Raw genomic sequence first — 17,178 nt, forward strand, 5'->3', positions numbered from 1 at the left:
TTAAAAAGAAGTGCTCTGACCGAAGTGTATGGTTTATTACAAAATCTGTATGATTTATGCTTTGTATTGATTCCTTGCAAAAATACCCGGTTTATCTTTTTCATATTACAATAAAAAAGGTATTTACGGTAATTGTCATTCCGTAGGAATCCAGATTATGTTGTTTTAAGCTGGTGAGACTCCCGCGGAGTGACAGAGATTGTGTTGAATTTTTTTCAATTCAAACTCTTTAAATCAAATTTCTTTTGCATAAAAAAACCGGATCTCAAATCCGGTTTCATTTATTTCTATTTGTTTGAATATTCAAATTTTCTTACAGCTTCCAGTGTCCTGTCAATCTCTTTGTCTTTGATAGCATCACTGATGAAATACGTTTCATAGCCACTTGGCGGAAGATACACTCCATTCTGAAGCATCTGGTGGAAGAAATTATTAAACAAAGAATGATTTGCTTCCTGTGCTTCATCAAAGTTGGAAACGCTTTTAATATGGAAGAATACAGACATCATAGAACCTTTTCTGTTGATTCTGTGAGCAATTCCTTTTTCGTTCAGAATTTTTCCGATTTCAAAATCTAATGTTTCTGTTGTCTTCTCTAATCTGCTGAAAAATTCAGGATCATTTTTAATAAGCTGAAGTGTTTTTAATCCTGCTCTCATCGCTAAAGGATTTCCACTTAATGTTCCAGCCTGATATACTCCTCCTTTTGGTGCAAGGTGATCCATAATTTCATTTCTTCCTGCAAAAGCTCCTACCGGAAGACCTCCTCCGATTACTTTTCCGTAAGTCACTAAGTCTGCTTTTACATTGAAAAGCTCCTGAGCTCCTCCGAAAGCTAATCTGAAACCGGTCATCACCTCATCAAAAATTAATAAAGCTCCGTTTTCATTACAAATCTTTCTCAGCTTTTGTAAGAAATCATTTTCTGGCAGTACGCATCCCATATTTCCTGCAACCGGTTCTATAATTACTGCTGCAATTTCTCCCTGATTGTGACGGAATAAATCCTCAACCTGTTCAAAATCATTATAACGGGCTAGCAAAGTATCTTTTGCTGTTCCGGCAGTTACTCCCGGAGAATTTGGGTTTCCGAATGTAGCAGCACCACTTCCGGCTTTGATCAGAAATGAATCTGAATGTCCATGATAACAGCCTTCAAATTTTATAATTTTATCTCTTCCTGTGTATCCTCTTGCCAGTCTGATGGCACTCATACATGCTTCTGTTCCTGAAGAAACCATTCTGATCTGGTCAATATTCGGGACATTTTCAATAATGAATTTTGCAATTTCTGTTTCCAGTTCTGTAGGGGCACCGAAAGAGAATCCTTTCTCTGCCTGTATTTTCAGTTCTTCTAATACTTCAGGATGGGTATGTCCTAAAATGGCTGGCCCCCATGAGTTGATATAATCAATGTAAGTATTGTCATCTGCATCTGTAAGGTAGGCTCCTTTTGCCGATTTCATAAAAACAGGCACTCCTCCAACGGATTTGAATGCTCTTACCGGAGAGTTTACTCCTCCCGGAATGTATTTGTAGGCTTCATCAAATAAAGCCGAACTTCTTTGATACTTCATATATACTTAGTTGCTGTTGACAGCTGCGGTTGGCAATAAACTGTCAACGGTAAACTCTCAACAAAAAATTAATTAGTTTCGTGGTTTTTTGTCTATTAAATAAATAAGCTGTCCTGCAGATGGCTGCTGTCCTTCATCCATTCTGTTTTTAGCATATAATTTATTTAATTTGATTCCGAATTTCTGTGCAATATCATGCATATCTTCCCCGGATTCAGCTTTATAAGTCGCAGTATTTCCTGTTGAGTTTTTGGACTCAAGGAAAACGATATCATTTTTCTTTAAGGTTTCATTTTCCAGTTCATTCCATTTCATCAGTCTGCTTTCGCTTACTTTGAATTTATTGGCAATGAATTTCACATCCGTATCTTCAGGAATGACAATATATTTCAGCCCATCATTTGGGTGACTTTTGATAAGAATAGAATTAAGAATTTCAGCTTTTGTTTTGATTCTCTCTACTCTTTTTTGTTGTTGTGCGTAGGAAGTCTGCTTGTAAGGAACTTCTACGGTAACCGGTTCTTTGGTTTTTCTGGTTGCTTTTGAAGGGTCCAGCTGTGCCATGAAAGTTCTGTCGTCTTTCAGATCCGGGTACATTTTAAGAACAGCGTACAATACTTCATTGGAATTGGTATTGTCGTATTCATATAGCTTGTACTTTTCAATTTTGGTGATCAGAATGGAAGCATAGCGGGGGTTGGTAGCATAACCTGCTTTTTTTAACCCGTAAGCCCATGCTTTGTAATCTTTCATATCCAATTTGAAAAGATTCGTGTAATATTTTCTGGTGGCTAAAAATATGGAGTGGTCTTCGTAAGACTGTTTTGGATCTTCATACACACGGAAGCATTCATTAGGCGCATCATCGGTATGTTTCATCGTTTTACCGGTCCAGTCTTCTTTACATTTTATACCGAAGTGATTTTTACCTTCCTGTGCCAATCTGCTTTGCCCACCCCCGGTTTCCAATAATCCCTGGGCAAGGGTAATAGAAGCTGGAATTTTATATTTTTCCATTTCTTCTACAGCATATTTAGCAAACTTCTGAATATACTGATCTTCGGTTGCCCAAGCCTGGGCAGAAAATTTTGATAAAACTAAAAGGCTTATGGATAGGAAAAGTCTTTTCATCTTATAATTTTTATTGTTTTAAAATGAAAGATGGAACACTAAGTGTTTCATGTTTTTCAATTTTACTTATATAATTAAATTTCTATTCTGTTTTTCTAAAAGCAGATTAGCTCCCTCAATTCCCTGCAATCCGCCAGTGTGAAAGCACAAAATTCTGCTGTTCTCAGGAAAATAATCTTCATCTATCAGTTCAAAAACTTTCTCCATCATCTTTCCTGTATATATCGGTTCTAAAGGAATACCATATTTCTCTTTGAAATCATTAATAAAATGGATGTTTTCATCACTTATTTTACCATAACCTCCAAAACATGAATCTATTAGATTAAAATTCTGTCTCAAAGTTAATTCAAAAATTTTATTCTCCAGTGAAGCATCGTCAACGACTTTAAATCCTATAACTTTCTGATTGTCTTCACAAAATTTTGAAATTCCTGCAATGGTTCCTCCTGTTCCAACTGCGGTGCAAAGATAGTCAAAATCTTTTGTTTGTTCGTTGAGCATCATTTTCACCCCTTCTACAGCCTCTTCATTAGTACCTCCTTCAGGAACCACCAATGCCTCCGGAAACTCGTACTGAAGAAATTCTGTGAGTTTTTCTTTGTGACGGTATTCTTCACGGGTGACAAATTTCAGGTTCATTCCGTTTCTTTTAGCAAACAGTAAAGTAGGATTATCACGCCATTTGTGCTGCAGTTCTTCTCCTCTGATAATACCCAGTGTCGGAATACCTGCAAGATTTCCTAATGCCGATACAGCTGCTATATGATTGGAAAAAGCGCCTCCAAATGTAATAATGTAGGGATTATCCGGATTATTTTCCAGATAGTGATTGATATTATAAAACAGTTTCCAGTATTTGTTACCTGAAATCAGCGGATGAATCTGATCTTCCCTTTTAATGAATAGTTTTATGTTTTTATGAATGGGAATTTCCTGAATGGAAACAGGTTCTGTGGGAAGTTTTAATAGCATTTTACCAATTATTTAACAAAAATAATATTTTTAATTTGTCTGGAAGGAGTTTACCTCCAGAATACCTTTTCTTTAAAATCATTTGGAATCATTGTTAATTGAAATCCATAAAAAATCACAACATAATGAATAAACCATAAAAAATCCCAAATTAGATAAAAATCTACATAAAACACTCAATATATCAATTAAATTTGCAAATAAAAAATACGATAGTTTATAAATTTCATTTTATTTAATCACAATTTTATAATACTTGAAATTTATATTGATTGGAAAAATATATAAAAACACAAATTAAATAAATTATGAAAGCAAAATATTTCATTTCAGCTCTGATTTCCCTCTTTTTTTCTGTAACTGCTTTAGCGCAAATTGGTATTAATACCAGTAATCCTAATCCTACAGCCGCTCTGGATATCTCTTCTAATTCTAAGGGATTGTTAATTCCACGATTAACAACTGCTCAAAGGGATGCTATAACCACTCCTGCAGATGGATTGCAAATTTTTAATTCCACTATAGGATGTCTGCAGACCTATTCTACTTTAGCAAACTCCTGGGGTTCTCTGTGTGGAGGGTCATCAAGCGGAACCTTTATTTCCAGATTTTTAGCCTTTAAAACAGTGGATCAGTCAATGCCTGTCAATAATAAAAAATATGACATCACTTTTGATAATGTTGCATTCAATGATATGGCTAATTTTGGAGGATCTTACAACTCATCAACAGGAGGTTTTACTTTACCCGCCGGATTGTATGAAATAACCTATTCCCTAGTCATTTTTTTAAATAATACTAATTTCACCGATGCCCCTGCAACAGCTCCGATAACTATTAGTAGTTTTGAAAATATAGCTGGTGATGCTAATGGAACTATTATAAGTGGTGTTGATGTTCAAAATAACAAAGGAACAACAACTGCTGATACAAGAAATTCAACTGTTTTAAAAACATTTTATCTTAAAACTACAGCTACTGCAACATTCTACTTGAAAGAATTATCATATAATGGAACCGGAGCTACTTTATCTACAAGTAAATTTTTTAATGGCACAGGTAGTGGTTATAACCAATCACATCTAAGCAATTATATCTCTATAAAACAATTAAAATAATAAGAAAAAGAATGTTCACGAATCCTTCTACCATATAAAACTCATGAACATTTATAAATACTTCCGAAAGCTCCAGAATTTTCTTTTTTTGAGATAATTCAGGTTCTTTTCATTGGCATAGGCTTCTCTTTCAAATGAGATTCTTCTGTAGGCCAGATAACCGTCTTTGAGTTTGAAAAACCAGTAATAATATTCAATGACGTAGAAAATATAGAAGAAAATAATAAGCATTTCCAGCTGCTGACGCAAATGGATTTTTTCGTGATTGATCAATACATTATTTTCCTTATCTTCGGGTTTCCTAATGAAGATAAAGGGAAAAAGAGCAATGCCATTAATTTTTAATTTTTTTAAAGGCTTTTGGCACACAATTATCATAGTAACAAATATAAAAAGTTTTTTGACTAGCATTTAACTTATGGCCCATTATGACATCAAAGAAGGTGAGGACTTCTACTATAATGAACAGGGGTACAAGGTTTTTACAGAAAAATTTCATCTGAAAAGAGGATATTGCTGTAAAAGCGGTTGCAGACACTGTCCTTACGGGTACGATAAAAAGACTGATACATTCATTAAAAGCGATAAAAAAAATAAATAAAATGAAAAAATATATTTTTATCTTGTTGGCATCTGCTACATTAGGTCTAACTTCATGCAGCCCTTTTCAAGTACGTTCAGATTATGCTGAAACAGCCAACTTCAATTCTTTCAAAACTTATAAGATAAGAATTGATGATTTAAAATTGAATGATATTGACAAAGACAGAGTACTGAACGAACTGTCCAGACAACTTCAGAGCAAAGGTCTTCAGTCTGGAGAAAATCCTGATCTGATTATCAACGTAAAAGCAAATCATAAGAAGGTTACCGATATTAATTCAGCTTCACCTTACGGAATGTGGGGATGGGGTGGATCATTCGGATGGGGTGTTGGCATGAGCAGAACATGGACCACGAATTATAATGAAGGAGCTTTAATCGTAGACCTTATTGATGCTAAAACCAACAAATTGGTTTGGCAGGGTATCGGAAGCGGAATTTCTGTAGATTCACCAAAAGCAAAACAGAGACAGATTCCTGAAATCTTGGCTGAGATTATGAAAAATTATCCGCCACAAAGAAAATAAGATGTAAGTCATCCATTATATAAGCCGGTACGTTTTGTACTGGCTTTTTTTATTAGGTTTTAAATTTAGGCTAAAGCCATATGGATTCTGATTTATTTGATGAGTGGGCTAAAGCCCACTCCTATTGAATTGAATACAGATACAGATATTTGATCACAGCATAATTCATAATTCATAATTAATAATTCATCACTCATCACTTCTTACATGCAGTACATTTAAAATTAACGATTCCGTAATTTTTTATTCACAAAAATGTGGTATTCTTGTTGAAACTTGTATTGATATGAAAAAAATCATCTTATTTTCTGTATTTGCGGGACTTGCCCACGCTCAAGCTCCTGCAGGATACTACAATTCTGCCAACGGACTGAGCGGTGCGGCACTAAAAACTGCATTAAGCAGCATCATCTCCAGCGGACATCAGGATAAAGGCTACAACGGATTGTGGACAGCCTATAAAACTACTGATATTGATAAGGACTACGAAAATGACGGTTCTATCCTTGATATGTATTCTGAAAAGCCTAACGGTACTGATCCTTACAAATACACTCCTGGAACCAACCAATGTGGTACGTATTCCACGGAAGGAAACTGCTATAACAGAGAGCACGTTGTTCCTCAAAGTCTTTTTAGTGAGGCTTCTCCAATGGTTGCGGATATTCATTTTATCCGAGCTACGGACGGAAAGGTAAACGGAATGAGAAGTAATTATCCTTACGGAAAGGTTGGAAGTGCTTCTTTCACTTCAATGAACGGATCAAAGCTTGGAACATCGGCTTCTTCAGGATATTCGGGGACGGTTTTTGAGCCGATTGACGAGTTTAAAGGGGATGTTGCCCGTATGATTTTCTATTTTGTAACGCGCTATCAAAGCAAACTTTCTTCTTTTTCATCAGGAAACATGCTGGGAAGTTCTACTTTCCCTGGATTGCAGACATGGGAACTGAATGTTCTTCTTGCCTGGCACAATCAGGATCCGGTTTCTCAGGCTGAGATTAAGAGAAATAATGCGTCTTATACTTATCAGGGTAACAGAAATCCGTTTATTGACAATCCTAGTTATGTAAATCAAATCTGGGGTTCTCAACAGCCAACAAATGATACTCAGGCACCTACTACAGCAACGGGTCTGAATATTTCAGGAAAAACTTCCAGCAGCATTTCTCTTGCCTGGACAGCTTCTACTGATAATGTAGGGGTTACTGCGTATAACGTTTATATGAATGGGAGCCTGAAAACTACCGTAAGCTCAACTTCAGCAACCATTTCAGGTCTTACTCCTTCTACTACTTACAGCTTTTATGTTGTTGCGAAGGATGCAGCTGGAAATTCTTCATCAAATAGTTCTACTGTTTCCGGAACAACCAATGCAGGAACAACTACTCCGTCTACTAACTGTGTAAATGAAAGTTTTGAAACTATTCCGGCAGCCAGCGCTTCTTATGCAAGCAGAACGTGGAGCAATAGCGGTATTTCATGGACGGCAACAGATGCAAGAACTGATCAGACTCTTAATAATAAAGCGATTACGGTACGAAACGGCTCATTAACTTCAAGCAGCTCTGCCAATGGTATCGGAACTTTGACGGTAACTACACAGCTTAAATTTACAGGTTCTAATGATACTTTTGATGTAAAGGTAAATGGAACAACTGTGGGAACGATTCCTTATAGTGCTTCAACAGCAACTACAACCATCAATAATATCAATATTTCCGGAAATGTAGTGGTAAGTCTTGTGAATAATTCAACCAGCAACAGAGTGGCTATTGATGATCTTTCATGGACCTGCTATTCCGGTTCTTCAGCTAGAATGGCTCAAAGTACAGCCGCAGAAACAACGTCTAGCAGTTTTAAAATTTCTCCCAATCCGATTACCAATCAGGAAATTTTTGTAAAAGGAGATCTTCAGAAGGTAAAAAGAGCTGAGATTTATAATCTTCAGGGGAAAACTCTTCAGACGATAGATCAGCCTTTCCGAAATGGAAATTCTATTAAAACAAGAAATCTGGGTCAGGGAGTGTATATTTTGAAACTGGATCAGGTGACGATGCAGTTTATAGTGAAATAGTTTGAACAATAATTTGATATAAAAAATGCCGGTCTTTTTAGACTGGCATTTTTGTTTTTTACTGAGCTATTATTTTTTAACGCAAAGGTTTTATTTTTCTACGTGTTATTTTAGGGAGCAAAGAGGAATCAGCAAGCTGATTAGATTAAGCAAATGTTTTAATTTATTCAATGAATTTTATCCAGATCGGGATATCCTGATCCTTTCAGGAGGTCTTTCCATTCTTTATTTCTGAACACAAAGAGATTACAGCGGTATTCGTCTGGTTTGTTATCTATTTTGGTTTCGCAGTAGTAATAGAGCATATCTTTATTTCTCCAAATCGCTACTTCCTGTCTGAGTTTGTTATGCGTCTGGATGATTTCATTATCTTTCACTTCTGATTCAAATCCTTCACGGATGGTATCAAAGCTAGGTTTCTGAAGTGTTTTATTCAGATTATCCAGGAGTGCGGTTTTTTCTTCCTCTGTATAAATATCAATCTGATACATTCCCAATTGGTCTTCTTTTTCATTGGCGAGAGGACCTATTTCCTCGTCTACTTTTCCGAAGTGTAGAATTACTTTATTGGTATTTTTATCATTTTTCCCTTCCAGATCTATTCCGTTGAAGTGTAATAATTCTTTGGATGAAAAAGCCAGTTTTTCATTTCCAATCAAGGTAACGTCATTGGTACGTACCGCTTCTTTTGCTGTGGCTCCAGCAGATTTTAAAATTTCATTGATATTTTCTCCTACCGTAATTTTAGCAAGATTAAAGGGTTCTGTCTGTGTACTCCCTTTTGTTTCAAACACCAATTCAGTATCTTTATTTTTCTGATGGCCGCATGAAGCAAGTCCCAAACAGATCATTGGTATTATAATATTTTTTAATCTTTTCATAATGTTAGTATTAGTATCAGGTTATCAATAATAGAACAGAAAAACATGGATTCAAGTATCTGGAAATACTTCTTTTTATTTTGATTGCCTGTTTTTTAATTCATATACTTATGCCATGGAGAGGCAGGAGGTGTGGGATATTTCAATCCAAAAACGGCATTATTACGATAGGCATCTTTGGTTACAGAAATATACTTATTTCTTATTTTTCCATCCTCTTCAATGGAGATACTTACTATGGAATAGTTTTTTCCATCATCCCAAAAGAAAGAAGTAGGATATGTAAAGGAATTTTTCTCATTTTGATTCCATGAAACTTTTTCCGGAGAAAGTTTTTTAAGCTTTTCAAAAATCGGTTTTACCAGTTGGGCATCTACAGTTGCTTTGTCTGTAATAGAAGCGGTAGGATTCCCATGCTTTTTTACTATTTTTTCCACAAAATCCAGAGAATATTTTTCTGCAGCGTTGGTATCAATAGCTCCTACTTTTCCTTTGTATACTGTAATCCTTGTACCCATCGTATTATCTAATGGTATATTTCCATAGGTTACACCTCTATTTTCATCGGCATAATATTGAATGATCTCTGGTTTTGCTGTGTCCTTCAGAAATAAGTCTTTGTTTTCAAAATCATACTTCTTTGCATCATCGCCCAAGGAAACTGATGACAGGTCAAATGATTTATTTCCACAACAGATATTGATCAATACTACAAAAATCAATATCAGCACTCTTAATTCTTTCATCATGTTCAATGTTTTTTCCAAAATTACTGATTTCCTTTTTCTTTAATTATTTTAGACCAGTCGGTAAACATTTTGGTAATGGTATTGGCATTGATCAGGCTGAAAAAAAACATTCCTGTGAGTACCGTAAGCCAGCAATAGGCTAATTTCACTCCATTTTTATCGGTAATAAAGAAAAGTATAAATATCGTAATCGTTCCTATTATAAATGTAAAAAGCAAAGTATACATCAATACATGAATAATATACATGTTGAATTTCAACTTTCTGAAAATCCATCCTATTACAGCAATCGGCAGAAACAACAAAAGCGGCAGAAACATCGCTCCGAAAATGGTTACTTCCGGGTAATTGGCTATTTGACTTTCCAATCCAAAGAAAGTATTAAAACTGAACCCCGTCATACTGTTTTTCTTCGTTGGTAATTTCCAGTAATGTTTTGTCTTTATAGCCTAACATTTTTGCCAATATCACATTGGGAAATTCATGAATTCCGATGTTATACAGATTAACGCTGTCATTAAAAAATTCTCTTCTGTCTGCTATTTTGTTTTCCAGATCGGAAATTCTTTTCTGCAGTTCAAGGAAATTATTATTAGACTTGAGTTCGGGATAGTTTTCTGAAACGGCAAAGAATGAAGAAAGTGCTTTTGAGGTTTCATTGGCAATCTCGGTTCTTTTATCGGCATCAGTACTGTTATTATAAAAAGTTCTGAGCTCTGTAAGGCGGGAAAGAAGCTTTTCTTCGTAGTTCATAAAGTGTTTGGCAACGGTGACAAGATTCGGTATCTCATCCGCACGCTGTTTCAGCACTACATCAATATTTCCGTAGGCTTTATCAACATTAAATTTAAGCATGACCAACTTGTTATAAAGATTGATCAAAAAGCTGATGATAACTACTCCCAGTAAAATAAGTAATATGATTGCGACCGTCTGATTCATTATTGTGTAAGTATATAAATAATTATTAAAAAGATGATGAAACAGGTAAACATAAATGACCTCAGCAATGGCTGGTATTTGTTCCAAACCGTGATCCCTGATGAGGAAGTAATCCCGAGGACTTTATAATGTTCATCTTTTCTGATGAAAGGGGTTCCGTTTTTGGAATCGGCATAGCCTACCAACAGCATTTTCTGACCCTCTTTTAAAAGAGTTTCTTTGTACCTTTTACCGCTGTGACTTCTTATATTGGTTTCTTCTAATAAAACCAGCTCTATTCCTTCCGGTTCTACTTCTATGGTTCCTGTATCATCTTTAATCTGGAAAATACTGCATCGGGTTTCTTTGTGAATGGTGCGGTACGTTTCTTTACCATCCGAATCTCTGTCTATATTTTCTATAGTATAATAATATCCTATGCAGGTTTCATTATTTACGGGTGAGAATAAAGGATTCATCATCACTAATGTTCCTTCAATTTCTGCGATCCCTTTTGCTACAGAATGGATCTTCGAGGTGGGAAGTGATGACTGCAGCCGTAAAAAACGTTTGGCAGCATTTGGCTTCATTAATATGATAAAGATAAAGACAAAAAAAAGTAATGGAAAAAAAATGATCGCTTTCTCTGCATAACTGTCATAGTTATTGGAAATTTCAGAAGCATATTCATACAGCGGCATTTTATCTTTAAAAATAATCCAAAGAATAAAATAAATAAAGCCTGCCGCTATTATTCCTAAAATACTATATACGATGTATGGTTTTTCCTTTTTAACTCCCATCTATTCTGTTATAAAAACTGGTGGAAATCCCTAAATATTATTTCCATTGTTTCTTTCTTTTAAAGATTGCTATATAATCTCAAACTCATCCTTCCCTTCTGGGATATAAAATGTTATAGGCAGAACTAATTCCTCCTCACTTTCCGGATTTTCCAGACGTAATGCAGACATCATATCTGTACATTTTAATGCGGCCAGCTTTCCATATGCTGAATATTCTACCAGAATATCATCCGGAAGGCTCTGTGCTTTGTACCCATTCTGCATATCCGAAATAATACCCTGTATCCTACCTTCTGCCTGGCTTTTGCTAAGATACATGGCTAAAGCATTATTATTTTCTCTTTTTTGGTATTGTGCTATGAACGAACTGTAGTTGCCACCATTAATCAACTTTATAATTTCGTTATACTTTTTGATTAGTTTTTCTTTAACGTCGAACTTAACGTCTTTAAGATTCATTCCGTTTTGCCATGCTTCCAATTTATAGGGTACATCTGCTTCAAATGTACTTGCGTGTCCTATAAGAGGTATGTTTTTATCAGGTTTGTTGGTAAAATATTCATCAAACTGTTTTACAAAAGCGTATTCTCCTGAGGCCATATCATAGAGATTCACCCTGTATCTGATGTAAGAATCTTCATGTAAATCCTGATGCCCATCCATGGGCAGTCCTTTCACTTCAATTGTTTGTTTACCTCCTTCCAGAATAAGATGATTGATGGGAAAATCTGATCTCGTCTGTCCCTCGATACTCAATGAAATTAATTCCACATCATTAATTTTGATCTGAAAAGAACACATTACCGCACTAAAATCTATTTCGTAATAGGGTTTCATCTTTTATTTTTTAGGATAAGCAAGGGTAAAACTGTCTAAGATGGAGAAAGTGCCTGCATCTGAAGAATTCTCCACTCTGGTTCCTTTCTTTACGACAATCAGTTTGGTATTGGTATATTTTGTATTGCTTTGGGTCAATTCCTGTGTTTGGGTTAAAAACAGCCATTTATTTTTAGCTGAAGCATCCCAGAAGTAAGCAACTCCGGTCTTATCCGTAGATCTTTTTTCCGGGTTACCGTATGTTTTAGTCAGATAATCGATCAGCTTTTTTCCTTCGTCTTCTTTAGCGAGGTTCAATACAAATCCCAGATATTGATTGTTCTGATAAGAGTTTACGAATAACGCCAGATTATTGTTGGAATACTCATACCCTTTAGGCACTGCATATTCGGAAAATGTGGCTGTTCCCAGCTTATAATTGTTAATATTGGCCTGTTTATAAGATAATAATCCGTAATTGGCTTCTGTATCCTTCTCTCCTTTCAAACTGTTATCCGGCAGTTTTTCATCAAATTTAAAGGATTCCAGGTCGGTCTGTCCGTTGCAGGACACGATAGCCAAAAAGCTAAATAATAAGATAAGATTTTTCATTGTATGAATATTAATCATTTTTAATCAACGGAATATTTGCGCTTATTCCAAAATAAGATTCTAATTCTTTGATGACATCAAAAGGAGGAATGACATTTTTAAAGTCTCCTTTGGCAATTTCATATTTTCCATTTCTGCTTTCCTGCACTTTATGTTTATTCTTTGCAATTTTAATAGCAAGACCAACACTTATTGTGACTACATATTGGGCATCAAGACCGTCAAATCCGAGAACAGGACGGTAATATAATCCTTTTTCATCGTAATTGATTCCCTGTCCAAATGTGATGGAAGCACTTCCGGAAGCTGAAGCCTCAAAGTAAGCCTCTGCTTTGATAACAGCCAGTGAAACTTCTCCCTGAATTTTCACTCCTACTTTTAATTCCAGTTTAAGTTTACTCTTACTTGAGACTTTAAAGTCGGAATCTTTGAGTTTTCCAGCGGTATTAAATTTAAATTCAGATTCCACTTCTATTGTACTGGAAATAATAAGATCCATAAAGATATCTACGGATGCCTTAAAGCCAACATTATCATTTCCTACATCTATTCCGGATTTCAATTTTCCTTGAATTTCCTGATACAATCTTGTGACTCCCGGTGCGGCTGTTCCTCCACTTACGGCTCCTGAAATCCCGAATACCAAAGCTCCCAGAAGGTCAACTGTCATTTCCAGGCCAATCAGCGGACTTGCTTTTAAGCCTATCGTTACATCTGTCCCGATAATGGCATTATTATCTTTGGGATGTTTTAAAAGCCAGTTACCGGACAACTCCATATTCGGAGGTTTCACGGCAAAGCTTACCGGAATTCCTTTAGGAGAAATGGAACGTACTTTTCCTTTTGCCTGATTGAGAACTCCGTCTGACATTGCTCCTATAGAAGCAAATGTATCATATATTTTTTTAAACTTGGTTTCGTATTCGTATTTTAACTCTTTTTCCTGCTGATCATTGTTCCATTTTGCTTTTAAGCTGAAGGCTAATGAGGCATCTTTTTGTTTCCATCTTTTTTCGGCTCCCATTTTACCTGCTCTTTTCTGCAGTTCTTTATGTTCATGGGGATCCATATTCATCCATTTTACGCTGAGATCATTGGTGAGATTCAAAGTAAAGCTCAATGTCCAGTTGATATCCGGATAAGCTTTGATCAATACTGTCGTTCTTTTCTCATTGCTATAATATCTGCAGGTATGAACATGTAAATGAAACTGGTTTGGATTGGTTCCTGCCGGCCAGATATATTGTATAGGATAGGCAGTTAATTGAGATAAATCTGAATACACTCCATAAGTAAATGAGGGAGTTGTAAATGTTTTTACGGTATCTCCTTTATCTATTGCCTGCCCTACGTCTACCATCTGAATCTGCTTTTTATGCTTTCCTTTGCTGTCTCTGAAGCATTCATTGGTTTGAAAGCCTGTGACATCAATGATCAGGACTTTCTTGGTGGATACGCTTGGTGCTGTTACTTCATAGTGGATCGTCTGGGCATCATGAGCATTGAATACGAATGAGATGTCTACTCTACGGTTGTTTCCGTAGTCTTTCTCGTTTTTATATTTGATATTATCTCTTCCCATTTTATCATCAGTAGGGTCTACTTCTCCTTTTCCTACTGAGATTATTCTTCTGGGATCCAGTCCGCCATCTGCAAAGAATTTTTTGACTACATCTGCTCTTCTTTGGGAAAGTCCTTTGTTATAATTTTCTTTTCCTATCACACAGGCATAGCCACTGAGATTCATGGTTGCATCTTTATGCTCCAGAAGGAATTTGAGTACGTTATTCAGAATAGCAACTCCGTCTTTATCAATGACTGTAGAATCGAATTTATAAAAAATTGTTCTCTGAATGTGCTCCTGTAAAGCGGCAGACTTTATCAGTTTGACACCGTTTCCATTGTCAAAGACTTTGACTGTTGTATTGTTCGCTTTTCCATCCTTTGTTTCATTTTCAGTGATCTTGATCACTTCAAATTTACAGGGTTCCAGCCTGACGGAGTTTACATCCGGTTTATATACTTTGGTAGGAGTCTGGTTTTGGGCTCCGTTGGTATTAGTTGTAACAACTTTATTTTTTACATTAAGATAGATGGCGTGAAGATCATCACCTAATTTATCTTTAATATATTGTTTGGAGGCGGTATCTTTTACTTTAACATAGAATTCTTCTACATTCTGGATATTGTCTACATAGGCCATCCAGGTAAAGGTATTTTCTATTTTCAGATTGACTTCTCCGTCTATTACCTGTACATTGTTGTAGGTATGCACCAGTTTATCTGCTTTTGCTGTCTGCTGATTCCAAAGCTCAATACTGACTGTATTTCCGTTCAGACCTTCTGTCATCAGGTTAAGATGTACAATGTGTCCGTAGGAAATGTATTCGATTTTTTTATTGTTTTTTATGCTTTTGCTGTTTTTTTGTGTGGACCACTTGCTGCTTACAATTTTGGGCTCACACCAGCCTTTTACAAATATTCCTGTATCACTTTTAGTATCTCTAACTCCGGAAAGACTGGCTTCAATATAAAACTGATAGCTTCCACAATATTGTTTATCTATTAAAAATTTATATCCTCCTGCAGAAGTCATCTGGTTGATAATAATTTTTCGGCTGCTGTTCTGCCTCATCCAGGTAAGAGGTTTCTTTTTGTCTGCATCTGTAGTGCCCGGCAGCCATTCGTCAATACCAAACTGCACCCACTGGTCAGGTTTTATGGTAATCCTCTGTCCTAATACAGACATTTTGGGATAGTACAATCCGCTTACAACTTTTATTTTCTTTACGCCTTTTGCCATTTTCTTGTCATTTAGATTGTACCATCCTGCCCTCCTCCTGAAGGCTGTTCGTTATACATTTCTTCGGACTCCACCAACGGGTTGATCTGCTGCTGAACATCTTTATCTGCATTTTTAAAATTCTGCTGGCTGGCTTCTGCTCTCTGCCCATGGTCTATAATTTCAATACATGGAGTTCCTGCAACCGCACATACTGCTTTGCTGTCTTCTACAATAATGTATCCACCATTGCTGAGCTGCACTTTATCATAAAACTTCTGCCATTCTGTAACCATAATTTTGCAGGGTGGCGGTGGCCCTCCCATTTTGGTACAATTTCCGAATGTATTTTTTTCAAAGGTGGCTCCTCCTATTTCTTTCGTTGTGACGATGAGTTTTTTGGAACCGCTTTTATCATTGGCATATTCTTTTTGGTGTGTAAGTACTTTGAGCTTGTCCGGAGCCTGTCCGAACTGGCATTTGCACATAGCGCCCTGTACTACAATATGTTTTTCTGCCATATTAATTTTATCTTTAGTGAAATGGTTTTTTATTTTTCATCAATTCCTGATACTGATACTGCAATCTTTTTCTCTTCCTGCAGCATGATACTGCATTCGAGGTAAAGAGATTCCGGAAGTGAAGTTTCTCTTTTCAGATAGCTTATGATTCTAAAATTTCCTTCTTCATTCATCACAGGGTTATCTTCTATAATCAATGAAAAAGGTGATTTTCTTATAAAATCATCAATATCTCTTTCTTCATATAATGTTCCTGATCCTTCTATGGTAATTAAACCTGTTTCTTCTTTCAGCGGATCAGTTTCCAGTGTTAATTTATATCTGGGTTCAATGGCATTGTCCACTACGGGAAAATTTGCCGTTATCTCTGTTTTATATTCTTTTCCGAAGCTTTGGTATACCCCAAAGAACAAAGCACGGATGAAGTAATCATTTTTGATATAAAGGTTGATGGCTTCAGGTTCGCTGATTACTTTTTCAATCTTTTCGCAGTATTCGTCTACGGTTTCACCTTCAAATTCTTTATATAGTTCTTCTTTTATGGCCGTCCATCTTTTTGGAAAAACCTCAGCATTTTCTACGGTTTCAAATTTCCCATGTTCATCTGTACTGATCTGTAAGGGAAATAAAACCGCGGATGTTCTGTAGGCCAGCAGATCTGCAATTTCATTGACTTCTTCTTCGTTGAGATAAAGATTGGATGTTCTGTCTATCTCAAAAAACTGATGTCCTTTCTCTGTTTTCAGCCAGCGAACTGATGTTTCATATTTTAATTCGTTTTTGGATTCTCCTTTTTCAATGGTAATGACTACACTGTATTTTCGTAGTGCATTTTCCGGCTGAAGACTAAGGCTGTTTCCTTTTCCGAATTTTACTAAACTATTTTTATCTGCAACAGCTGTTCTGGGAACAAAAAGCTCTTTCTGCCCGTTAAGATTGATCAGGATCATATCCTTAACAGCACAGTGGTTATTATGAAAGTGTTTTAATACATCTTTATCCAATCCGTACAGTGTGGCTATACTTTTTAAGGTTTCATCTTTCTGAACGGTATGTATGTTATATTTCTGCATAAAAATGTT

The 17,178-nt window shown here is 36.0% G+C and carries 18 protein-coding genes; 4 read left to right on the forward strand and 14 right to left on the reverse strand.

All coding sequences use genetic code 11. The features are described from left to right. Nucleotides 1-287: 287 nt before the first annotated feature. The 3 genes from hemL to CQ046_RS07995 form a co-directional block, all read right to left on the reverse strand. The gene (hemL, locus tag CQ046_RS07985; RefSeq protein ID WP_105701749.1) at nt 288-1,577 is read right to left on the reverse strand and encodes a glutamate-1-semialdehyde 2,1-aminomutase; all 1,290 of its coding nucleotides are present in this window, start codon (nt 1,575-1,577) and stop codon (nt 288-290) included. 72 nt (nt 1,578-1,649) lie between these two features. Continuing rightward, on the reverse strand, nt 1,650-2,708 hold the full coding sequence (locus CQ046_RS07990; RefSeq protein WP_105701750.1) for a glucosaminidase domain-containing protein: 1,059 nt from the start codon (nt 2,706-2,708) through the stop codon (nt 1,650-1,652). 66 nt (nt 2,709-2,774) lie between these two features. Next, complete coding sequence (locus CQ046_RS07995; RefSeq protein WP_105701751.1) at nt 2,775-3,683, reverse strand: 1-aminocyclopropane-1-carboxylate deaminase/D-cysteine desulfhydrase; 909 nt, start codon at nt 3,681-3,683, stop codon at nt 2,775-2,777. Between the two features lie 308 nt (nt 3,684-3,991). Here CQ046_RS07995 and CQ046_RS08000 point away from each other — a divergent pair, with 308 nt between their 5' ends. Continuing rightward, nucleotides 3,992-4,801, forward strand: coding sequence for a hypothetical protein (locus CQ046_RS08000; RefSeq protein WP_105701752.1), 810 nt, complete (start codon nt 3,992-3,994; stop codon nt 4,799-4,801). 51 nt (nt 4,802-4,852) lie between these two features. Here CQ046_RS08000 and CQ046_RS08005 read toward each other — a convergent pair whose 3' ends face one another. Further along, nucleotides 4,853-5,179: a hypothetical protein gene (locus CQ046_RS08005; protein WP_105701753.1), complete on the reverse strand. Its 327-nt coding sequence runs from the start codon at nt 5,177-5,179 to the stop codon at nt 4,853-4,855. A gap of 40 nt (nt 5,180-5,219) precedes the next feature. On the opposite strand from CQ046_RS08005, the gene CQ046_RS08010 reads away from it, so the two are divergent. The 3 genes from CQ046_RS08010 (at nt 5,220) to CQ046_RS08020 (ending at nt 8,008) form a co-directional block, all read left to right on the forward strand. Further along, nucleotides 5,220-5,402 (forward strand): DUF5522 domain-containing protein, encoded by a 183-nt coding sequence (locus tag CQ046_RS08010; RefSeq protein ID WP_047434227.1) that lies wholly within the window; start codon nt 5,220-5,222, stop codon nt 5,400-5,402. 1 nt (nt 5,403) lies between these two features. Further along, nucleotides 5,404-5,931 carry a DUF4136 domain-containing protein gene (locus CQ046_RS08015; protein WP_105701754.1) on the forward strand — a complete coding sequence of 176 codons (528 nt, stop codon included), beginning with the start codon at nt 5,404-5,406 and terminating at the stop codon, nt 5,929-5,931. A gap of 286 nt (nt 5,932-6,217) precedes the next feature. Further along, nucleotides 6,218-8,008, forward strand: coding sequence for an endonuclease (locus CQ046_RS08020; RefSeq protein ID WP_105701755.1), 1,791 nt, complete (start codon nt 6,218-6,220; stop codon nt 8,006-8,008). A gap of 167 nt (nt 8,009-8,175) precedes the next feature. Here CQ046_RS08020 and CQ046_RS08025 read toward each other — a convergent pair whose 3' ends face one another. The 10 genes from CQ046_RS08025 to CQ046_RS08070 all read right to left on the reverse strand — a co-directional run bounded on the left by CQ046_RS08025 (nt 8,176) and on the right by CQ046_RS08070 (nt 17,169). Next, the gene (locus CQ046_RS08025) at nt 8,176-8,889 is read right to left on the reverse strand and encodes a hypothetical protein (protein ID WP_105701756.1); all 714 of its coding nucleotides are present in this window, start codon (nt 8,887-8,889) and stop codon (nt 8,176-8,178) included. A gap of 95 nt (nt 8,890-8,984) precedes the next feature. Beyond that, nucleotides 8,985-9,638 (reverse strand): hypothetical protein, encoded by a 654-nt coding sequence (locus CQ046_RS08030; RefSeq protein WP_123906589.1) that lies wholly within the window; start codon nt 9,636-9,638, stop codon nt 8,985-8,987. A 20-nt stretch (nt 9,639-9,658) separates the two neighbouring features. Beyond that, the gene (locus tag CQ046_RS08035) at nt 9,659-10,039 is read right to left on the reverse strand and encodes a hypothetical protein (protein WP_105701758.1); all 381 of its coding nucleotides are present in this window, start codon (nt 10,037-10,039) and stop codon (nt 9,659-9,661) included. After that, complete coding sequence (locus CQ046_RS08040) at nt 10,020-10,580, reverse strand: LemA family protein (protein ID WP_105701759.1); 561 nt, start codon at nt 10,578-10,580, stop codon at nt 10,020-10,022. Before CQ046_RS08040 ends, CQ046_RS08035 begins: the two co-directional genes overlap by 20 nt. Continuing rightward, nucleotides 10,580-11,362 (reverse strand): hypothetical protein, encoded by a 783-nt coding sequence (locus CQ046_RS08045; protein WP_105701760.1) that lies wholly within the window; start codon nt 11,360-11,362, stop codon nt 10,580-10,582. The genes CQ046_RS08040 and CQ046_RS08045 overlap by 1 nt, the downstream gene beginning before the upstream one ends. A gap of 69 nt (nt 11,363-11,431) precedes the next feature. After that, a complete protein-coding gene (locus CQ046_RS08050; protein WP_105701761.1) occupies nt 11,432-12,202 on the reverse strand; it encodes a hypothetical protein in 771 nt (256 codons plus the stop codon). A gap of 3 nt (nt 12,203-12,205) precedes the next feature. Then, nucleotides 12,206-12,793 (reverse strand): hypothetical protein, encoded by a 588-nt coding sequence (locus CQ046_RS08055; protein ID WP_123906590.1) that lies wholly within the window; start codon nt 12,791-12,793, stop codon nt 12,206-12,208. Nucleotides 12,794-12,803: 10 nt separating this feature from the next. After that, nucleotides 12,804-15,596 carry an OmpA family protein gene (locus tag CQ046_RS08060; RefSeq protein ID WP_105701763.1) on the reverse strand — a complete coding sequence of 931 codons (2,793 nt, stop codon included), beginning with the start codon at nt 15,594-15,596 and terminating at the stop codon, nt 12,804-12,806. A gap of 11 nt (nt 15,597-15,607) precedes the next feature. Next, on the reverse strand, nt 15,608-16,096 hold the full coding sequence (locus CQ046_RS08065) for a DUF4280 domain-containing protein (RefSeq protein ID WP_105701764.1): 489 nt from the start codon (nt 16,094-16,096) through the stop codon (nt 15,608-15,610). Between the two features lie 29 nt (nt 16,097-16,125). Continuing rightward, complete coding sequence (locus CQ046_RS08070) at nt 16,126-17,169, reverse strand: hypothetical protein (RefSeq protein ID WP_105701765.1); 1,044 nt, start codon at nt 17,167-17,169, stop codon at nt 16,126-16,128. Nucleotides 17,170-17,178: the final 9 nt, after the last annotated feature.

Source organism: Chryseobacterium sp. MYb7, from assembly GCF_002979455.1.
Taxonomy (GTDB): Bacteria; Bacteroidota; Bacteroidia; order Flavobacteriales; family Weeksellaceae; genus Chryseobacterium.

Bases quoted from the DNA above. Each gene is read 5' to 3' on its own strand.
- CQ046_RS08010 (WP_047434227.1), top strand. From the start codon at position 5,220: ATGGCCCATTATGACATCAAAGAAGGTGAGGACTTCTACTATAATGAA.
- CQ046_RS08015 (WP_105701754.1), top strand. From the start codon at position 5,404: ATGAAAAAATATATTTTTATCTTGTTGGCATCTGCTACATTAGGTCTA.
- CQ046_RS08030 (WP_123906589.1), bottom strand. From the start codon at position 9,638: ATGATGAAAGAATTAAGAGTGCTGATATTGATTTTTGTAGTATTGATC.
- CQ046_RS08025 (WP_105701756.1), bottom strand. From the start codon at position 8,889: ATGAAAAGATTAAAAAATATTATAATACCAATGATCTGTTTGGGACTT.
- CQ046_RS08045 (WP_105701760.1), bottom strand. From the start codon at position 11,362: ATGGGAGTTAAAAAGGAAAAACCATACATCGTATATAGTATTTTAGGA.
- CQ046_RS08040 (WP_105701759.1), bottom strand. From the start codon at position 10,580: ATGAATCAGACGGTCGCAATCATATTACTTATTTTACTGGGAGTAGTT.
- CQ046_RS08055 (WP_123906590.1), bottom strand. From the start codon at position 12,793: ATGAAAAATCTTATCTTATTATTTAGCTTTTTGGCTATCGTGTCCTGC.
- hemL (WP_105701749.1), bottom strand. From the start codon at position 1,577: ATGAAGTATCAAAGAAGTTCGGCTTTATTTGATGAAGCCTACAAATAC.
- CQ046_RS08070 (WP_105701765.1), bottom strand. From the start codon at position 17,169: ATGCAGAAATATAACATACATACCGTTCAGAAAGATGAAACCTTAAAA.
- CQ046_RS08020 (WP_105701755.1), top strand. From the start codon at position 6,218: ATGAAAAAAATCATCTTATTTTCTGTATTTGCGGGACTTGCCCACGCT.
- CQ046_RS08060 (WP_105701763.1), bottom strand. From the start codon at position 15,596: ATGGCAAAAGGCGTAAAGAAAATAAAAGTTGTAAGCGGATTGTACTAT.
- CQ046_RS07990 (WP_105701750.1), bottom strand. From the start codon at position 2,708: ATGAAAAGACTTTTCCTATCCATAAGCCTTTTAGTTTTATCAAAATTT.
- CQ046_RS08035 (WP_105701758.1), bottom strand. From the start codon at position 10,039: ATGACGGGGTTCAGTTTTAATACTTTCTTTGGATTGGAAAGTCAAATA.
- CQ046_RS08000 (WP_105701752.1), top strand. From the start codon at position 3,992: ATGAAAGCAAAATATTTCATTTCAGCTCTGATTTCCCTCTTTTTTTCT.
- CQ046_RS07995 (WP_105701751.1), bottom strand. From the start codon at position 3,683: ATGCTATTAAAACTTCCCACAGAACCTGTTTCCATTCAGGAAATTCCC.
- CQ046_RS08050 (WP_105701761.1), bottom strand. From the start codon at position 12,202: ATGAAACCCTATTACGAAATAGATTTTAGTGCGGTAATGTGTTCTTTT.
- CQ046_RS08005 (WP_105701753.1), bottom strand. From the start codon at position 5,179: ATGATAATTGTGTGCCAAAAGCCTTTAAAAAAATTAAAAATTAATGGC.
- CQ046_RS08065 (WP_105701764.1), bottom strand. From the start codon at position 16,096: ATGGCAGAAAAACATATTGTAGTACAGGGCGCTATGTGCAAATGCCAG.